The sequence below is a fragment of the Dickeya oryzae genome, from assembly GCF_020406815.2.
GTDB classification, from domain to species: Bacteria; Pseudomonadota; Gammaproteobacteria; order Enterobacterales; family Enterobacteriaceae; genus Dickeya; species Dickeya oryzae.
The window spans coordinates 3,645,033-3,660,696 of sequence record NZ_CP162670.1; the positions used below are offsets into that span (position 1 = coordinate 3,645,033).

Below are 15,664 nucleotides of genomic sequence, written 5' to 3' on the forward strand. Positions count from 1 at the left end.
TAGGCACAGATTTTGCTTATTTTCGCCACTCTGCCCGTCGCTCCCCGGCGGGCCGCTTTTTCGCACAAAAACAGGCAAAAATAAAACCATACCGATAACAACTCACATGACATCAAGCCATTAGCACCACAACACATGCACTGGCACCGTTTTTGCTTAAAAACGTGTTTTTTGAGGCGGGAAAAACAGAAAAAAGCGCACAGCCTTGATCAAATAAAAACAATGGGTTATAAGTTTTCATTAGTCCTTACGGACTTGCCCTGACTGAAGGGATTAAGACGATATCACCGCCGAATACCGTGCAGAACATCTGCGTCCTTACGGACTTGCCCTGACTGAAGGGATTAAGACCTGCAGGTCATACCCGCATTTCATCAGATACTTGGTCCTTACGGACTTGCCCTGACTGAAGGGATTAAGACCAAAATCCTTATACCCTGCACTCTTACACATTCGTCCTTACGGACTTGCCCTGACTGAAGGGATTAAGACAGCAGTCGCCAGCCCGTATGCGATCATTTTTACGTCCTTACGGACTTGCCCTGACTGAAGGGATTAAGACGTAGCGTGCAAGGGTTGTTTCATCCGTCCAGTGTCCTTACGGACTTGCCCTGACTGAAGGGATTAAGACTATATTCAATAGATGCATTATCCATAATTTTTTGTCCTTACGGACTTGCCCTGACTGAAGGGATTAAGACAATATTACCATCCAACACCAATTTCCCTTTCAGGTCCTTACGGACTTGCCCTGACTGAAGGGATTAAGACGGAAACTGCTCGTCATCAGCGAGATTCAGGAGTTGTCCTTACGGACTTGCCCTGACTGAAGGGATTAAGACTTCAGTTTCTCGATCATGTCGGCATAATGCCTGCGTCCTTACGGACTTGCCCTGACTGAAGGGATTAAGACAATACATCTGTAATGATTCGTATCTTGAGCTAAAGTCCTTACGGACTTGCCCTGACTGAAGGGATTAAGACCAAACGCAGTGATTGAGTTGACGCCGGGTGTTGTCCTTACGGACTTGCCCTGACTGAAGGGATTAAGACCCAGCGGGCATCATCAAAGCGGCTGTCATCAATCGTCCTTACGGACTTGCCCTGACTGAAGGGATTAAGACCTAAATTTTTGTCAGAAGTATAAGCTTCCATATGTCCTTACGGACTTGCCCTGACTGAAGGGATTAAGACGGTGATTGTGGTGCCCGGCAATATACGAAGTTTATGTCCTTACGGACTTGCCCTGACTGAAGGGATTAAGACATAGGCATCCCGTGGGGTGCCACTGTGTTTGTTTGTCCTTACGGACTTGCCCTGACTGAAGGGATTAAGACCTGTCACCGTAGTGACCATAGCTTTTGCCATAACGTCCTTATGGACCTGCCCTGACTGAAGGGATTAAGACATAATCACCTTGAATAAACATTGCACCATCTTCGTCCTTATGGACTTGCCCTGACTGAAGGGATTAAGACTCAGGGTTTTTATCAGATTTCAGAACTGCGACAGTCCTTATGGACCTGCCCTGACTGAAGGGATTAAGACGAAATCACGCACTGAATGCCGTGCTGCCGGTTTGGTCCTTATGGACTTGCCCTGACTGAAGGGATTAAGACTAGAGGGCTCTTGAGCGGCGGTGTTGACGTTGTTGTCCTTATGGACTTACCCTGACTGAAGGGATAAAAAAACCCCTCAACTTTGAGGGGTTTTTCCATGGTGTTTTTATGCTTAGTCAATTTATGCCGCTATCTTGGGTCTCAATGGGATCGGCATCACCTCTCCCCCTCCTTCTCTCCTTTCAGCTCTGACCACATCAAACTGCGCCCTCACCCACTCGATGGCATCTGCCACCACTTCGTGGTAGTCGTAACTGGGTATGCTATCCAGGTTGTCAACGTCGACATCGGCCAGGAACGACTCCATCTCGATACCGTTATTGTAAAATACCGTTGCCTGTACACAGACTGGCGTAACGATACCTTCCGCCACCTTATCGATATACTGCACAAGATAGTCGGGGTCGAACTCACATATATCTATCTCCGATAATTTCTGCGGTCGGCACATTACATCAATGTGGCCAATCGAGAGCTGAAACCGCCGGATACGTCGTTCGTCAAAGTTGCAGCGGTGAAAGAACCGGTTGAGCTGGTGATAACAATGCCTGCTGATGTCTGCCAGTTTTTCCCCCAGATGCGTCATAAACGCAATCCAGTGTGAAACGGTTTTTGCAAACAGTCCCCGCGGAATCTGCTGTGCCGGACTCACATCCATCTGCCCCGTCATAGCCAGAAAATCTTCATCCGTCAGTTGCAGCAGCGCCAGGTAGTCCGGACAAATCAGCGTCATGAACCGCCCACTGTTCTGCCGGTGCATATACGGTAACAGTGAATAGTTCTGCTCCCGCTCACTCAGGGCCTGCAATCCCTGGATCCAGAGCGACAGATAACGCCGACTACGCTCACAACGTGCTTCGTTTCCAGGCTTTTGAGCCAGCTCGGTCAGCGTCGCTTCCATCACTTTCAACAACCGCTCCCGGGTGAATATCAGGCTGGCGTTAACATACCCTTCCAGCCCATCACCAAGATTCCAGTCCAGTTCACCACTCTCCAGCTCCAGACCGATGGCCCGAAATTGCTGGATAATGTACATATCAATCAGTTCCATAACATGCTCCGTCAATGAAAAAGCCAGAGCATTCCCGCCAGGAATGCCCTGACGGGTTAGAAAAAATCAGTTAAACGTTACGCTGCTTCGCCTTTTGCGGGAGCCGTCGGCACGACATCGTGACGAATGCCTTCATCCCGGGCCAGTTTGTAACGCCACAGTCCCAGATGGTACATCGGCGTTACCAGGTGACGACTGAACTCCTGGCTTAACGAATTACCAATAACCACCACGGCCGGTAATCCCAGCAGGGATAACTGTACGTAGGTCATCATGGCCGCTACCGGATCGAGGTCGACACAGTGTGCGAACATTTGCTTCTGCGGGTTTAAACCTTCATCCAGCATGGCCTGGTACATGCCGATGATCATCGCCCCGCCACCACAGGCTGGATCAGACACCGTCACGTACTCGCGTTCGCCACTACGCAGCGCTTCAGCCATCGGTACCATCTGTATTTTGCCCATCATGTAACTGACAGAATACGGGGTAAAATACTGCCCTATCCGACTGCTGCTCAGTTCCAGCTCCATGAATATGGAGCCAAGAAAATCACAGACCTCATATTCCAGGCCCATGGTCAGGATCCCCATCAGCTCCGCCAGTCTGGACGCATCCTCTTTTGAGTAGCGTTTGACCCGGCGCATATAGTCCGCCTCCAGCTCTTCATTTTTGAAAATGCTGTTGTACAACGAGATAGCCGCCATATGCACAAAGTCACTGAACACCTGCCAGCGGTTTTCATAGGGCGATATCCGTTTAAACAACGCAACAAACTGGCTGCGATAAGGAGTACGGCCAGAACCTGACGTTGCAGCCGATGGCAACTCGACTACGTTATCTGCCGGATCATCACCATCATCCTCGGGATCATCATTGGCTGCATCAGGTACCGGTTCAACGGCAGAAAGCGTCGGTACAGACAAAGGCGTCATTGCATCATCAGGCAAAGACAATTGCCGCTCAGTCTGCCGCCGGTATACCGTCAGCGACGTCGGGCACACTTCAGCCAGAGCCAGGACATCATGCGCCAGTGTCAGTGATGCACGAGTCAGCGTTGAACGACGTGGCCACCGATACAGCTCCGCCAGTGCACTGATAGCCTGCCCAGGCGAATTGCCCGCCTTCAGATGCCCGACCACCTCACTTTCACACACCAGTGAGGTATCAGCGAATGACTGATCAAAATACTGACCGGTCAGAAACGCGGCCAGTTCCTGCCAGCGCTCTACCGCCAGAGAACGAGGTTCACGCAGCAGATAGCGTTGTACACGACTGGCTAACATGCCGGCACGAAAGAGCACTGACTCATCCTGCCGTAACCGACTCGTCAGAGCCGGCACAAATGACAATGACGATCTGAACCCGGACAAACGGCAGCGGGCCAACAGAAACGCCGTCGCAAGCTCTTTTACCAGTTCCCAGACCACATCATCCGGAATATTCAGCCGCTGTTCGTGCCCGCTTGATGCAACCAGCAACGGCAACAGTGCCTGGTAAAAACCCACGTCAGTATCAAACTGTGTAACAGGTGGTATTTCGATACGATCCGGGCCTGGCAAATAACAGGCCGGTTCGGATGTCATATCCTCCCGGAACACAATCGGCACCTCTGCCATCGACACCATCTGCTCCAGCAGCGGTAATTCTGCCCGCCATGGTTTGATGTCCGGTCCGAGATAGGCTGCCGGCAGTCCTTCACACTGCGCCACATTGGCCACTTTCATCAGTGAAAGTGTGGGACGAAAACGCACTATCGTCGTCGGCCTGGCACTGTCAATCAGTCGCCCGCCGACCGCACGCAGTTCGTCACCAGTCAGCCACCGATTAGACGGCAGCATGTTGTCCCGGGTGGCCTGCCAGAGCAGCAGAATGTTGATGCCGGAGAACATCTCCCCCGTCACGGCGTGCTCGGGGATCCCCGACGCAGGAAGTGGTGTATCAAGATGCCAGGGGATCATTCCACGTTTCATCAATGCCAGCAGTCTGTTATTGATAAAGTGAAAAATTTGTTGATGTGAAAAATGTGCCATGCTCAACCTCTCATGCAGCAGGAGAGAGGTATCCCCCGGAGGAGATACGCTCTCCCCGGGGGATGGTGTGGTAATTATTGTGCAGACGGCGTCTGCGGATGGAACAGACCAGTGGCAAAGCTCACCAGTCCCTGGACATTGGCATAAAGCTGATGGGCTTTTCCGGTCAGATACGTCACATCAATTATACCAAAGTGCCAGGCGGCCAGTGCGCCGGTGACCACGGTGGTCACTGCCAGTGTGCTCAGCCAGCGAAGACGACGGCGGCGCAGTTCAGCACGTTTGAGCTCAACCTGCTGGAACAGGAACAACCCCAGTGTCTGCAGCTCGGTGAAACGCTCAAACTCGGCATCACGCAACTGTTCACAGGCCTGGTCATACTGTGCCAGTTCCTGCGGGAACTCCGCCTTCAGGAAATCGCGATAACTCTCGTTTCGCAAAGAGCGGTAGCGTTGATCGAATTGCGTTTGCAGCCATTTCTGAAACCGGGTGCGGGTTTCACTGACGATTGACGGCTCGGTTACTAAAGTCTGCAGGTTGTGATTAGTCATCTCGGTCATGGATAAGTCCTTGGTTTATTAAGATATAAAACGGCGGACTTATCCTGACGGATAAGTCCGCCAGGCGGTGGATATAACGTTAACAGCCCATCAGAATCGACAACTCACTGCCGTTATAGTGGAGCCGAAGTGGCTGCCATAATGGCGTGAGACTGTCAGCACTGCCGGGTGGCTCGCTGTATATCCCGAATGACGCATCAGTAACACCAGGCTTCAGTGCTGCCCAGGCGTGACATGATGCAATGAGTAGTGACTGAAAACGCTCGCCTTCACGCTGCGGATCAGCCGGAAATGTAACGACACGATGCCAGACGTCATCGTCAATGACGATAGCCGGCACACGAGGTACCAGGTTCATAGCCAACAACTCCAAATCGTATCGGAGCTGCCGGCATGATACGCGGGAGCCCCGGTATCATGGGAAAAGTAACAACAGAAAACGACGCGAACACTAGGCGACGTTGAGCACGCGATGGCGTTGGCCAAGCACACGCTGCAACATCTGATTTGCCATATCGACGGCTTCGTTTTCATCCTTGAGCTTTTTATCGCCCCACATCTGATCTGGCGATTCATCGCCGAAATAGATCAGTTCGACGCCAGGCTGAAAATGGTTCAGTGCATCACGTATCACGACAGGCCGACCACAGGCCGCCGCATTGTCGCTCAGTAACCATTTCCCGCTGTAAACGGTATGGAATACCACGTTCTGCCGCTCACGATGGTTGTAATGCGTTGTCAGCAGCAGTTTCAACACGTACAACAATGACATCATTAACCAGCACACGCCTTTCCAGACCATTATGGCCAGTCTCAGAAGCATAGATATCTCCTCGGTTTAGCCCGTCAGAGAAACCACTTGTACACCATATACAGCAGACCAAACGCCAGTGAGCAAACCAGTTTTACCACGGTCATCATGCCCAGCAGTTTGAGTAGCGATGAACGGTCACGTTCATAACACTCATCGCGAATAATTTGCCGAACAAGCCTTTTCTGCTCGTTTGTCAGTGAGTCTGCTGTGTCACCAGACTCAGATACTGAGAATGTAAAGGGCATCTGATACAGGGCTCCGCAAAGCGGGAACCTCGTTATCGGGAAAAGATCCCCGCGGGGTCAAAGGAAGGGGAAATCCGAATGGATTTCCCCGGTAACGGTAAATTACAGAGTGAAACGGTAGCGGTAAAACGCCATATGCCTGGCCATTATACTGGCTTCTGCCAGTGCACGCCGTGCACTACGGAACTCTCCTACCGAAGCGAAGAATTCAGCGGCGCGAGTACCGGCCCGGCGCTCCACATTTGCAACATACATCCCGTTACGACGTGAAATCACAGGGCGGAAACTCAGTTGCCCTGTGCGGTTTGTAAACCACTCCTGTTCGTGATCAACAGATTTCTTACGCAATACGTTCATCAGCTTACGCAACAGTGAAATTATCATTGAAGTCTCTCCGTAAAAATGCGGAGAAAACTTCGCCACGATCGGGGAGGTTTTCCCCGCGGTGGGTTAAGAAAATATCATGCTATCGTCGAGCTATCTGGTTCATACAACCAGCTCAAGCGATGTTGTCAAAAATACGCATCAGTTCGCATAGAACATCCTCATACAGTCAATAAAACCTATCGAGGATGCATTACCCGTATCGGATAACATCCCGACAGGGTGAGTAAGAAAAAACAGAAAGGTTGGGTGGAAATGACCTTGAATGCGTTAGCATCCGCTGTTCTCAAAGGTTAAACAGCATTACCACCATTTCTGGCGATCATCTTTCAGGTCACATAACTCGCTCATGAGGGTTATGCGGATGATCTTCATTTATCGTGATTACCCGAAGGCGTTCCTCTCAAATCACCGGAACATTGGCTGTTGTCGAAAGACAACGGTTAGCGTGGTTACTATACATCGACAAAAAGATGGGCAGCAAGTACTACTGAAAAAAATTACGTTCATCCCGAATAGCACAAAACAATACGCCTCCGGCAATCAAACTTACCGTTCGTTGCCGAGGATATAACGACAGCTTAAAACTACTCCATGATATCCTGCGCTGTAGGAATATCCTGAACATGCGTATCACCCGGAATAAATACCACATCATCATTACTCATCCTGGTCAACTTTACTGTATACACGATTAACGTAATAACCTCGTCCGTCACCGTGACCTAAATCCATTGACACCATTGCCTTAGCCTCTTCCTCACTCAGTCCCCTTTGTTGATGGAATACCAGCGCTTCCTGGGCATAAGCATATCTCAAACTATGTGGAGCATATTTCCCTACTAAGCCAGCTTCTCTGACTACTGTTCTATAACGGTCTATTGATGAGTGCAGGTTTGGTTTATCAATCAGTCGACCATTATTTTCACTGGCAAAGCGAATAGCCGAATTAATAACAGGTAATAACTTATCTCTATCAATAATTGTCGTTTCCCTGGGACGCCCCCCTTTTGTCCCAAATATCACATTTACTCGTTCGCTATTGTTGATAATCGCTGTTCGCCATGTCGTCAATGATTTAACCGACTGAACTGCCTCTTCCGTTCTCAATCCTAATAAACGAGACAGTTGCAACGTTAATCCAATACCACTGTCCGTTTCTAAAACCTTAGATAAAACAGACTCAAATACGTTTTCAGGAATGGCGACTTTCGTACCATCTCTGTTAGCCCCGGAAATACCTAGCGATGCATTATTCAATGCATCGTGTTCAGGATCAGCCATAATGGTTTTCCCCGCGACTCTGAGCACTCCTCGAATAGCGGACATCTCATTTTGAAGTGTACGCAATGAAATGCCTTCTTCGCGTCGACTCTTTATGTATTGCTGGATGTGACGGACTTTCAAATTGTTTGCATCACGAATCTGTATATTCAGTGATATCAACCTGGACGCAACGCGATCAGCAATTTTCATGCGATCAGCGACAGTTTTAAAACTACCGCCACCTTGCTTTGCCAGTGATACCAGTTGACGACTTAATTTACTCATTCCCCCTCCTCAACCCAATCCGCTGACGATACCTACATTTCGTCTGCGTGAACGAAATGTAGGTATCGTCAGTGGCACGCCACCAACGATTTACGATTTGAATGTTCACCCCGACGGCACGGTTAAGATGCGCTTCCTGCGTCTCGACAAGTATCTGTGCATCGGGGTGGCGAATAAGTTGAGTTCTTGCGAAGCACCCCGGGGATTTCACCCGTTCGCGGCTTATGCCGGGCTGACTCGTTAATGAATCAGACTGCTTCCACACGTCAGTGTTAGTGACGTCGCCATCGATACTGTGTCGATTTTTCTCCTCATGCTTAAAAGAACATCGTTGACGCGGTTATTGCGTTACATACGACGTTGATGTTGAAAAAGTGAACACTTCAAAGCGCATTTACGATATGAAAAGCGTCAAAACGAAGTTCACTACGTGTTGGTCAGATGGAACAACTTTCATTGAAGCGGCGCTACGTGCGGTTCAGCACGTTGTGCGCTACGCGCGTCACTTGGTTTTCGTTTCACTCAACGCAAGTGACGCGCGCTCGTGTTCCCAATGCGTTCTCCCGAAAGATGCCAAATGTTCCAAATGGCATATCCTGGAGCGCAAAGGTCTCAACGAGTCGTTGCATATAATTAAATCAATGAATTAACTTCATTCTCTGACGTGAGCAGCAAAACGATCAAAGCGTACGTCGTACGTTTTTGCTGTTGTGATGTGAAATGAACCCTAAATGCAGTTACGCAGTTACGCAGTTACGCACTTGCCGTTTTCAAGGGATAAACGACTTTGCCACCTTGCAGCACCGCCTTTCAGGCTAAACAGTTCGCTTGTAATTAAAGGTCTGTTCATGCGGTTTTGTGATCACCCGAAGGCGCCCCTCTCAGATCACCAGGGCATTGGCAGTCACATCAGTGACGGTACAACGGATGCATGGTAGATCAACTCAGCGATCCAGATCAATGCCACAAACAGCCTGCACAGACAAAACGTAGGGTAATTTGAGTTATACACATACCCACCGGCAAAGTCGGCTCGGCTCGACACTCGCCGACCGCCGACCGCTCCCGCATCTGCTCCCCCCTTGTTGGGGGGGGAGACAGATGCTGGCTTTTTTGCCCGTGGATATGTGCATAACTAATGAAATTATTGACAATTACTAATAAGATAACAACACACAGTAAAATGAATTAATTCGGGAAAGACACTTATGTATAACATAGCTGAAAAAACAGAAGACGAACGGAATAAAATAAATGTCGATTTAGCCGCATCAGGCGTTGCATACCGCGAGCGCCTGAATATACCCGTCATCCCCAAAGATATTGAAGAAAAGCAGCCAGAGTATTTAAAGACCTATTTTAGAGAGCGACTAGAGCATTATCGTCAAGTCAGTAAAACCCTACCAAAGGCTGATTCTCCAGAGTATGCTTCAATGCGAGATGATGAGCCCACATCTAAATAATTCACTTTTAAAGCATTACTCACTTATAACAGACCAGACAAATCATCCCTGTGATGCGAATCATCATTGGGATGATATTGGTCAAACATAAACCATTTAATTATAATTTTGTCATTTTAAATTCTTCGCGATCAAGGCTAACCGTATCAATTTTTACTACATGCCCATGCATCTCTTGGTATCTTTTGACAGCAGATGTAACTTCAGCTACATCCTTCTCATTCATTTTCATACCCAGATATATTCGGTTAAATTGATCTTTTCGAAAAGGATATGCGCCTTGTTTATTTTCCCTGAAACATCGCATTTCCTGTTCATATGACCAAGCCTCATCTTTTGTTAAAATAATATTTTGTGCAATTTCACCTGTAACAATTCCATCTTTATCGTATAGCCGAGGCCTCTTTTTGCTATATACAACATCCAATGGATAGATGACTTCATTATCCATACAACCTTTATCCAGACATTCAACAATGTAGTTACTAATAGCCGAATTAACCCGAAACTCAAGCACACACCCCTTATGATTGTCAGCATAATGAGCCCATAAAGGAAGAATAAAAGGCGACTTACTAAAACACGTCACGGCCCATTTCTTTGAGAACTCAGCGCGCATGTCATCAATATTTATATTATTTAAGGTCGATTTCTTCTTTTTTCCATGAACATCAGGGAGAATGTTATGATGCCTAAGGATATATTTATAATACTTACTAAGCCCCTCCTTGGGTACACAAGGGAAAACATCAAATGGATCATTGAAATTTAAAGGGTTGGTAAAAAAAAGGGTGCCATTATTAATAATTAACAATGCATCCTTTTTATTAACATACTTATAGAATGAAAAGCCTTTTATCATTTTATATATTTCTCACATCTAACATACATCTGAGCCTGTTCTCCAAGGCTCAGAAACGATTAGCTACAGTGTGATCATATGGATAATTGGATCTTTCTGTTTACAGATCACCATACAGACTACGCAGTCCTGTCAGGGACTCGGCCAGCGCCCCTTTTTCTGCCCTAGCAGTCAGTTGGCCAACGAGTGACGCAAAGGCATCTGGCTGCAAAAACACACGCAGACCATCAAGGCCGAAAAATCCGTCTTCAGAGACGTTCCCTGGTGGCGAGAACATGACTCTATCCCCCTGATGCCCGTGTTTTAGAGCATTCGGGTATTTCGCATATAGCGTCAACACACCCAGGAGCTCTGAAAAATGCTCCCAGCCATACGGCACAACGAAATCCTGACCAGTGATGAGTAGATGAAGACGAGGCATCTCATACCATGTTCCAGGCCGCTGTCCAGCAGGTTGCCCATCGATACGAATATCCAGCCTCAGCGATCCAGCTTTAATGCTCTCCACCACAGCCGGTATGAGCGGACGGAGTTCCTGCACCAAGGCCTCGGCCTTGCTATCAGACCACCTCAGACCACGCAGAACCAGCGGAAACATCTGCTGTAAACGCGTTAGAGTGAAAATTTGGTTCAGCGCATCACTGGGAAACGTGGTGAGATCAAAACAACCACACGCCAAGGGACGAAGCAGACATTCGGCATAGTCCTGGTCGATAACTGGTCGAAGATCCGTTAGGAAATGGGCGTATTCGGCAGGTAAATCCTCCCCAGTCAGCCTGAAAGTCCCTTGCAAGTAGTGCTGATCCACATCCATATCGTGTTCAGTCTGCCATATCAGCAGTTCGTGGGTAATCTCCAGCATCGTGCGCAACGCGGGCAGGCTCGCCAGACGGTTGCGACCAGTGAGATAACCCTCCCGAGCAAACGTCACCATGAATCGCAGTTCATCGCGTGATACTGGTACCACACCAAAACTCTGACCGAGGATCAGTCGACGATACAGTTGGCTGACAGTCGCATCAGGATCGGAAACCAGGCTCAGATAATTGTCACTGACCGTGGCAGTTTTCAGTCCATCATCAATGAAACGCTCCGCAAGCGCGTTAACGGATGTCTGTTCACTGGCTGCACGTTTTTTAAGAGCATCAATGAGTCGTTTGTGAAATCGCAAATTCAACTGGCTAAGCACGTCACCCCTCCATAATCATCACAATAGAATGCTATCATAGCAAAAAAATGATAGCACACCATAAGCAGCACATGATGAAAAAACGGGTCACAAAATCCACATTAATGTGACAGTGATAATAAACTGTTCTCATATTTATCTCCAATAAAACCTTGATAAGTCTCATCCAAGGGCATAAACTCAAATAGTTCTCATATAGTTCTCTTTATAATCTCGCTATTCACCCATAGATATCACAAGGAGTCATGATGAAGATTTTTGTTGACGACGGTTCGACCAACATCAAGGTGCAATGGAACGAAGGGGGGGAAGTTAAGCGCTTGATCAGTCCGAACAGTTTCAAGCGCGAATGGTCGGTTTCTTTCGGCTCAGAACCCGTGTTCAACTACTCGCTTAACAGCGAAAACTATAGCTTCGACGCTATTAGCGCCGATGCCCTTGTGACGACTAATGTGGCATGGCAGTACAGCGACGTGAATATCGTAGCTGTGCATCACGCGCTGCTGAAGACCGGCCTGGAACCACAGGATGTCGATGTAGTTGTAACCCTGCCATTGGCCGAGTTCTATGACCGCGATAATCAACCACGTCTGGACAATCTCCGTCGTAAGGAGGAAAACCTGAAACGCCCTATTTCCCTGAATGGTGGGCGCACATTCACGATCCGCAGTGTTCAGGTTATGCCGGAATCAATTCCGGCCGGGTACGGCATCGCGAAGGAGATGGATGATCTTGAATCGCTCCTGATTGTCGACCTTGGTGGTACTACACTCGATATATCTCACGTCATGGCACGTATGCGCGGAATTTCCCGCATTTACGGCAACTCGCAACTCGGGGTATCGCTGATGACACAGGATGTACGTGCGGCAATGGCCATGGCCAGAACGCGGAGCAGTAGCTATTTAGCTGATGAAATCATCATCCACCGCAACGATGAAGACTATTTACGCAATCGCATTAATGACACAGAGCGGTTGGAACTGGTGAAAAACGCTCTGTATGAGTCACATCACCGCCTTGTAAACCGGGTGATTGAAGCGATTAGCAGCTTTGGCGGGTATTCTCATGTTAAGGTGATCGGTGGTGGTGCCGCGCTCATCGCTGATGCGGTCAAAAAACACTGTGGACTGCGTGAAGATCGCTTCTTCTTAAGCGATGATCCGCAATTTGATCTAGTTAATGGCATGTACGAAATTGGTTGATGATATGGAAAAACCGGACACACGACGCAAAATCATGTTTTATCTCAATCCTGAAAGCAGCATGGCTGACCGCTATGTCTGCGACGAAATAGACAGAATGCCTCAAGGGGATCGAGGAAAGACATGGCGTGCTGCGCTGCTGGCCGGTTTTGCTTTGCGTAAGCAAGATAGCCGACTTCCTCACATGCTGGCAGAACTGCTGACAGATCACACCACATTCGAAGAAATGGTACTGGTCATGCAGGCAGTTTTCCCTGAAGAGATGAAAACCTTCGGAGCGCGGAGACCAGGTCCTGTAACCAAAGCTCCAACTATGCCTGAAGGACAAAGAACAGAGTCTGAAGTTGAAGCAAAGCTCAGGGATGAAACGCAGGAAAATGCCAAAGCGATGTTCAATTACAAAGCTGATTAATAAAAGCCCGTCAGTGACGGGCTATTGATACCGCGGACGAGAAGTACGATGAAAACAGCTAAAGAGATGGCAGATGAAATTATTACCCTACTGACACTGTGCCAAACGCTGCAGTCAGAAAAGGATGGTGTAGAACGCCCTGCTCCTGGTATTTATTCACGCGAGAGGGATGATTTTTCTGCAAGGATTAATGATGCCTGTGTCTGCGCGAAACAGCTTCAGGAACTATTGCTCATGGCTAACCAGTTGACATCTGTGGGTACAGAGATGGAGCGTCAAGGCCAGCTTCAAGTCAGTGTGGGGATGAGTTATCCCCAGGCAATAGTGGAATACCTGCATGCGCAGTACCTCGGCGAATAATTGCGGACAATTTTTCACCATGTTAGATTAACAGCAATAATCTATTTTTGCGGGAGCATAAATACGATGACTCAGAAACAGTCAGACTGGGACCTTGAACTCAGCAAACTAGATGGGAAGAGCCTCAAAGAAAATCTGCTAGGTGCCTTTGGTGCTACCAGCTCGGCCATGCGTGTAGCCACTCCGATTCTTGATGTTTTGCTATCACCCAGAAGAGAAGACAGTCGTTCACGTCTGGACAAGGAATTCGAAGAAAGGGAGAAAATATCTAATAGATACTATTACAATAAGGATTATTACGATTAATTCGCCGGAGGTATTACTGATTACGGCATTGCATTACCTCCGGCTGATTACTACCCTACTTCTTAAATGCTATCGACTTGGCTTTATCTGTAGCTGCACTCCCACCTTCTTCGCCAGCTTTTTGTGGCAATTGAGAGGCTTTATCCATACTCCCAGCAATCCCATTGGCTATATTGCCTACGGTCGCCCCTGTCCAGCCCAACATCCCCACCCATACCATAGGGAAGACCAGATACATCATCCCCAAGACCAGATTCATGATCCAACCGTCACGCGGAGAGGTCATGAAATCGATAATCGGCAGGTTTGAGCTTTGAGCATCCACGCCAGCCAGCCCCTGCTCCATCATCGCTGAGTAGAGAATGGTGATGAGCCGATCATCCAGCCAGCCGGCTAACTCCCACCAGAACGAGATGAATATCAGTGCAAATAGCGCGAATGAAATCGTCACGACTGTTTTGATTTCATAGCCGCTGAACATCACTATCGCTGGAATAGTGATGACAATCATCATCTCCAGCAGTGCCTGGATCATCGGCAGCGCCTGTTTCATCGCATCAAACCCCGGCAACGCTTCCGTCTGTTTCATACCCAGGCCAAAGGATGACGCCACTTGCGTCAATGCGCCGGTAAAACCCGAAGAGCCAACGCCGGCACTACCGGTCGCATACGTCTCACCACCTTCGGATAAGCCGACGTTCTTCGGGCTCACCAGCCAGCGCAGCGCAATTTCTTCCGCCTGAGCCTGAGTATAATTGCGCTTCAGGTACTCCCGAGTGTTGTCACTCAGTCCTGCCATCACTCTGGCTTTCAGGCCGTTGGTGCTGTCGGACCACCACTGCTTACAGGTGGGATACCCTCCCCGCCCGACGTCCGGATAACCGCTGTCCCGGGACGCCTCATAGGGCCACTGACTTCGCGGCTCTGTTGATGTGTAGTAGTCGTAGTAGCCCGACGTATTGAGAAAATAGCTGCTGCCAATCCATCCTACCGAGTTGATCGTCGCATCACTCAGTGCGCTGTTGCTGCTCTTCAACTTGAAATACGCCCGGGAGTAACACTGATCAGCAAACGCCCGGATTTCAGACAACAGAATAGGGTCACGCAGCTTGGTACTCTGTACCTCAAACCGAAGTTGTCGAAGCTGCTTGCCACACGGTATCGACGCGATCATTGCTTGCGTCGTCCCTTTCGAGACTACATGCACGAAGTACCACCAGACCGGTACTTCCGCCGTCTTGCCATCGAAGTCGTTAACCAGTGCCTTATATCCCGAGTTTTGCGGCGACGGAACATTAAAACCGCACTGCTGCGCCCGGGAGCTGTCAAACTTGATGGTACTAACGTCAACCGGCAGCAGAGGAACGCAGCAGAACATAATGACGCAGAACGAGATGTAAGCCGCGTGCTCAACACGCGGCAAGACCAGTGCACCCTTGTTACCCTCGTCTGCGCCCTCTTCACGCACCTTCAGCCAGATGCCGGCGATTTTGAACACCACCGGTAGCAGATACAGACCCGTGCCATTCAGGATGCTCCACATTGCGTTATTCAGCAGCCAGCCAAAGAACACCAGGAAGTATTCGAGGTAACTTTGTGTCGTCATGACC

At 48.8% G+C, this 15,664-nt stretch carries 16 protein-coding genes and 1 CRISPR repeat array; of the genes, 5 read left to right on the plus strand and 11 right to left on the minus strand.

The genetic code is table 11. From position 1 onward, the window contains the following. Nucleotides 1-243 precede the first annotated feature (243 nt). A CRISPR array of direct repeats spans nucleotides 244-1,690; the repeat unit is 37 nt; unit sequence GTCCTTACGGACTTGCCCTGACTGAAGGGATTAAGAC. Nucleotides 1,691-1,740: 50 nt separating this feature from the next. The 8 genes from LF929_RS15900 to LF929_RS15935 form a co-directional block, all read right to left on the minus strand. After that, a complete protein-coding gene (locus LF929_RS15900; protein ID WP_226092955.1) occupies nucleotides 1,741-2,670 on the minus strand; it encodes a hypothetical protein in 930 nt (309 codons plus the stop codon). A gap of 77 nt (nucleotides 2,671-2,747) precedes the next feature. Then, entirely contained in the window at nucleotides 2,748-4,703 is a 1,956-nt protein-coding gene (locus LF929_RS15905) for an ArdC-like ssDNA-binding domain-containing protein (RefSeq protein WP_226092956.1), read from the minus strand. 74 nt (nucleotides 4,704-4,777) lie between these two features. Continuing rightward, nucleotides 4,778-5,263, minus strand: coding sequence for a hypothetical protein (locus LF929_RS15910; RefSeq protein ID WP_226092957.1), 486 nt, complete (start codon nucleotides 5,261-5,263; stop codon nucleotides 4,778-4,780). A 79-nt stretch (nucleotides 5,264-5,342) separates the two neighbouring features. Further along, entirely contained in the window at nucleotides 5,343-5,621 is a 279-nt protein-coding gene (locus LF929_RS15915) for a hypothetical protein (protein WP_050567035.1), read from the minus strand. Nucleotides 5,622-5,714: 93 nt separating this feature from the next. Continuing rightward, a complete protein-coding gene (locus tag LF929_RS15920) occupies nucleotides 5,715-6,086 on the minus strand; it encodes a glycosyltransferase (RefSeq protein ID WP_038903546.1) in 372 nt (123 codons plus the stop codon). Nucleotides 6,087-6,109: 23 nt separating this feature from the next. Beyond that, nucleotides 6,110-6,322 carry a hypothetical protein gene (locus tag LF929_RS15925; protein WP_024108397.1) on the minus strand — a complete coding sequence of 71 codons (213 nt, stop codon included), beginning with the start codon at nucleotides 6,320-6,322 and terminating at the stop codon, nucleotides 6,110-6,112. A 102-nt stretch (nucleotides 6,323-6,424) separates the two neighbouring features. Next, nucleotides 6,425-6,706 carry a hypothetical protein gene (locus LF929_RS15930; protein ID WP_226092958.1) on the minus strand — a complete coding sequence of 94 codons (282 nt, stop codon included), beginning with the start codon at nucleotides 6,704-6,706 and terminating at the stop codon, nucleotides 6,425-6,427. Nucleotides 6,707-7,366: 660 nt separating this feature from the next. Next, nucleotides 7,367-8,257 (minus strand): integrase domain-containing protein, encoded by an 891-nt coding sequence (locus LF929_RS15935; RefSeq protein WP_226092959.1) that lies wholly within the window; start codon nucleotides 8,255-8,257, stop codon nucleotides 7,367-7,369. A gap of 1,208 nt (nucleotides 8,258-9,465) precedes the next feature. Here LF929_RS15935 and LF929_RS15940 point away from each other — a divergent pair. Continuing rightward, nucleotides 9,466-9,720 carry a DNA polymerase III subunit theta gene (locus LF929_RS15940; RefSeq protein WP_226092960.1) on the plus strand — a complete coding sequence of 85 codons (255 nt, stop codon included), beginning with the start codon at nucleotides 9,466-9,468 and terminating at the stop codon, nucleotides 9,718-9,720. 100 nt (nucleotides 9,721-9,820) lie between these two features. On the opposite strand, the gene LF929_RS15945 is transcribed toward LF929_RS15940, so the two are convergent. Beyond that, nucleotides 9,821-10,582, minus strand: coding sequence for a DUF2971 domain-containing protein (locus LF929_RS15945; RefSeq protein WP_226092961.1), 762 nt, complete (start codon nucleotides 10,580-10,582; stop codon nucleotides 9,821-9,823). 100 nt (nucleotides 10,583-10,682) lie between these two features. Beyond that, nucleotides 10,683-11,771, minus strand: coding sequence for a transcriptional regulator (locus tag LF929_RS15950; protein ID WP_226092962.1), 1,089 nt, complete (start codon nucleotides 11,769-11,771; stop codon nucleotides 10,683-10,685). 248 nt (nucleotides 11,772-12,019) lie between these two features. Here LF929_RS15950 and LF929_RS15955 point away from each other — a divergent pair, with 248 nt between their 5' ends. From LF929_RS15955 to LF929_RS15970, 4 genes are all read left to right on the plus strand, one after another. After that, the gene (locus tag LF929_RS15955) at nucleotides 12,020-12,976 is read left to right on the plus strand and encodes a plasmid segregation protein ParM (RefSeq protein ID WP_226093017.1); all 957 of its coding nucleotides are present in this window, start codon (nucleotides 12,020-12,022) and stop codon (nucleotides 12,974-12,976) included. A gap of 4 nt (nucleotides 12,977-12,980) precedes the next feature. Beyond that, a complete protein-coding gene (locus LF929_RS15960; protein WP_226092963.1) occupies nucleotides 12,981-13,388 on the plus strand; it encodes a plasmid partitioning/stability family protein in 408 nt (135 codons plus the stop codon). A gap of 48 nt (nucleotides 13,389-13,436) precedes the next feature. Then, a complete protein-coding gene (locus tag LF929_RS15965) occupies nucleotides 13,437-13,748 on the plus strand; it encodes a hypothetical protein (protein ID WP_226092964.1) in 312 nt (103 codons plus the stop codon). A gap of 66 nt (nucleotides 13,749-13,814) precedes the next feature. Next, nucleotides 13,815-14,054, plus strand: coding sequence for a hypothetical protein (locus LF929_RS15970; protein WP_226092965.1), 240 nt, complete (start codon nucleotides 13,815-13,817; stop codon nucleotides 14,052-14,054). Between the two features lie 55 nt (nucleotides 14,055-14,109). Here LF929_RS15970 and LF929_RS15975 read toward each other — a convergent pair whose 3' ends face one another. Further along, nucleotides 14,110-15,660 carry a conjugal transfer protein TraG N-terminal domain-containing protein gene (locus LF929_RS15975; protein WP_226092966.1) on the minus strand — a complete coding sequence of 517 codons (1,551 nt, stop codon included), beginning with the start codon at nucleotides 15,658-15,660 and terminating at the stop codon, nucleotides 14,110-14,112. Nucleotides 15,661-15,664: the final 4 nt, after the last annotated feature.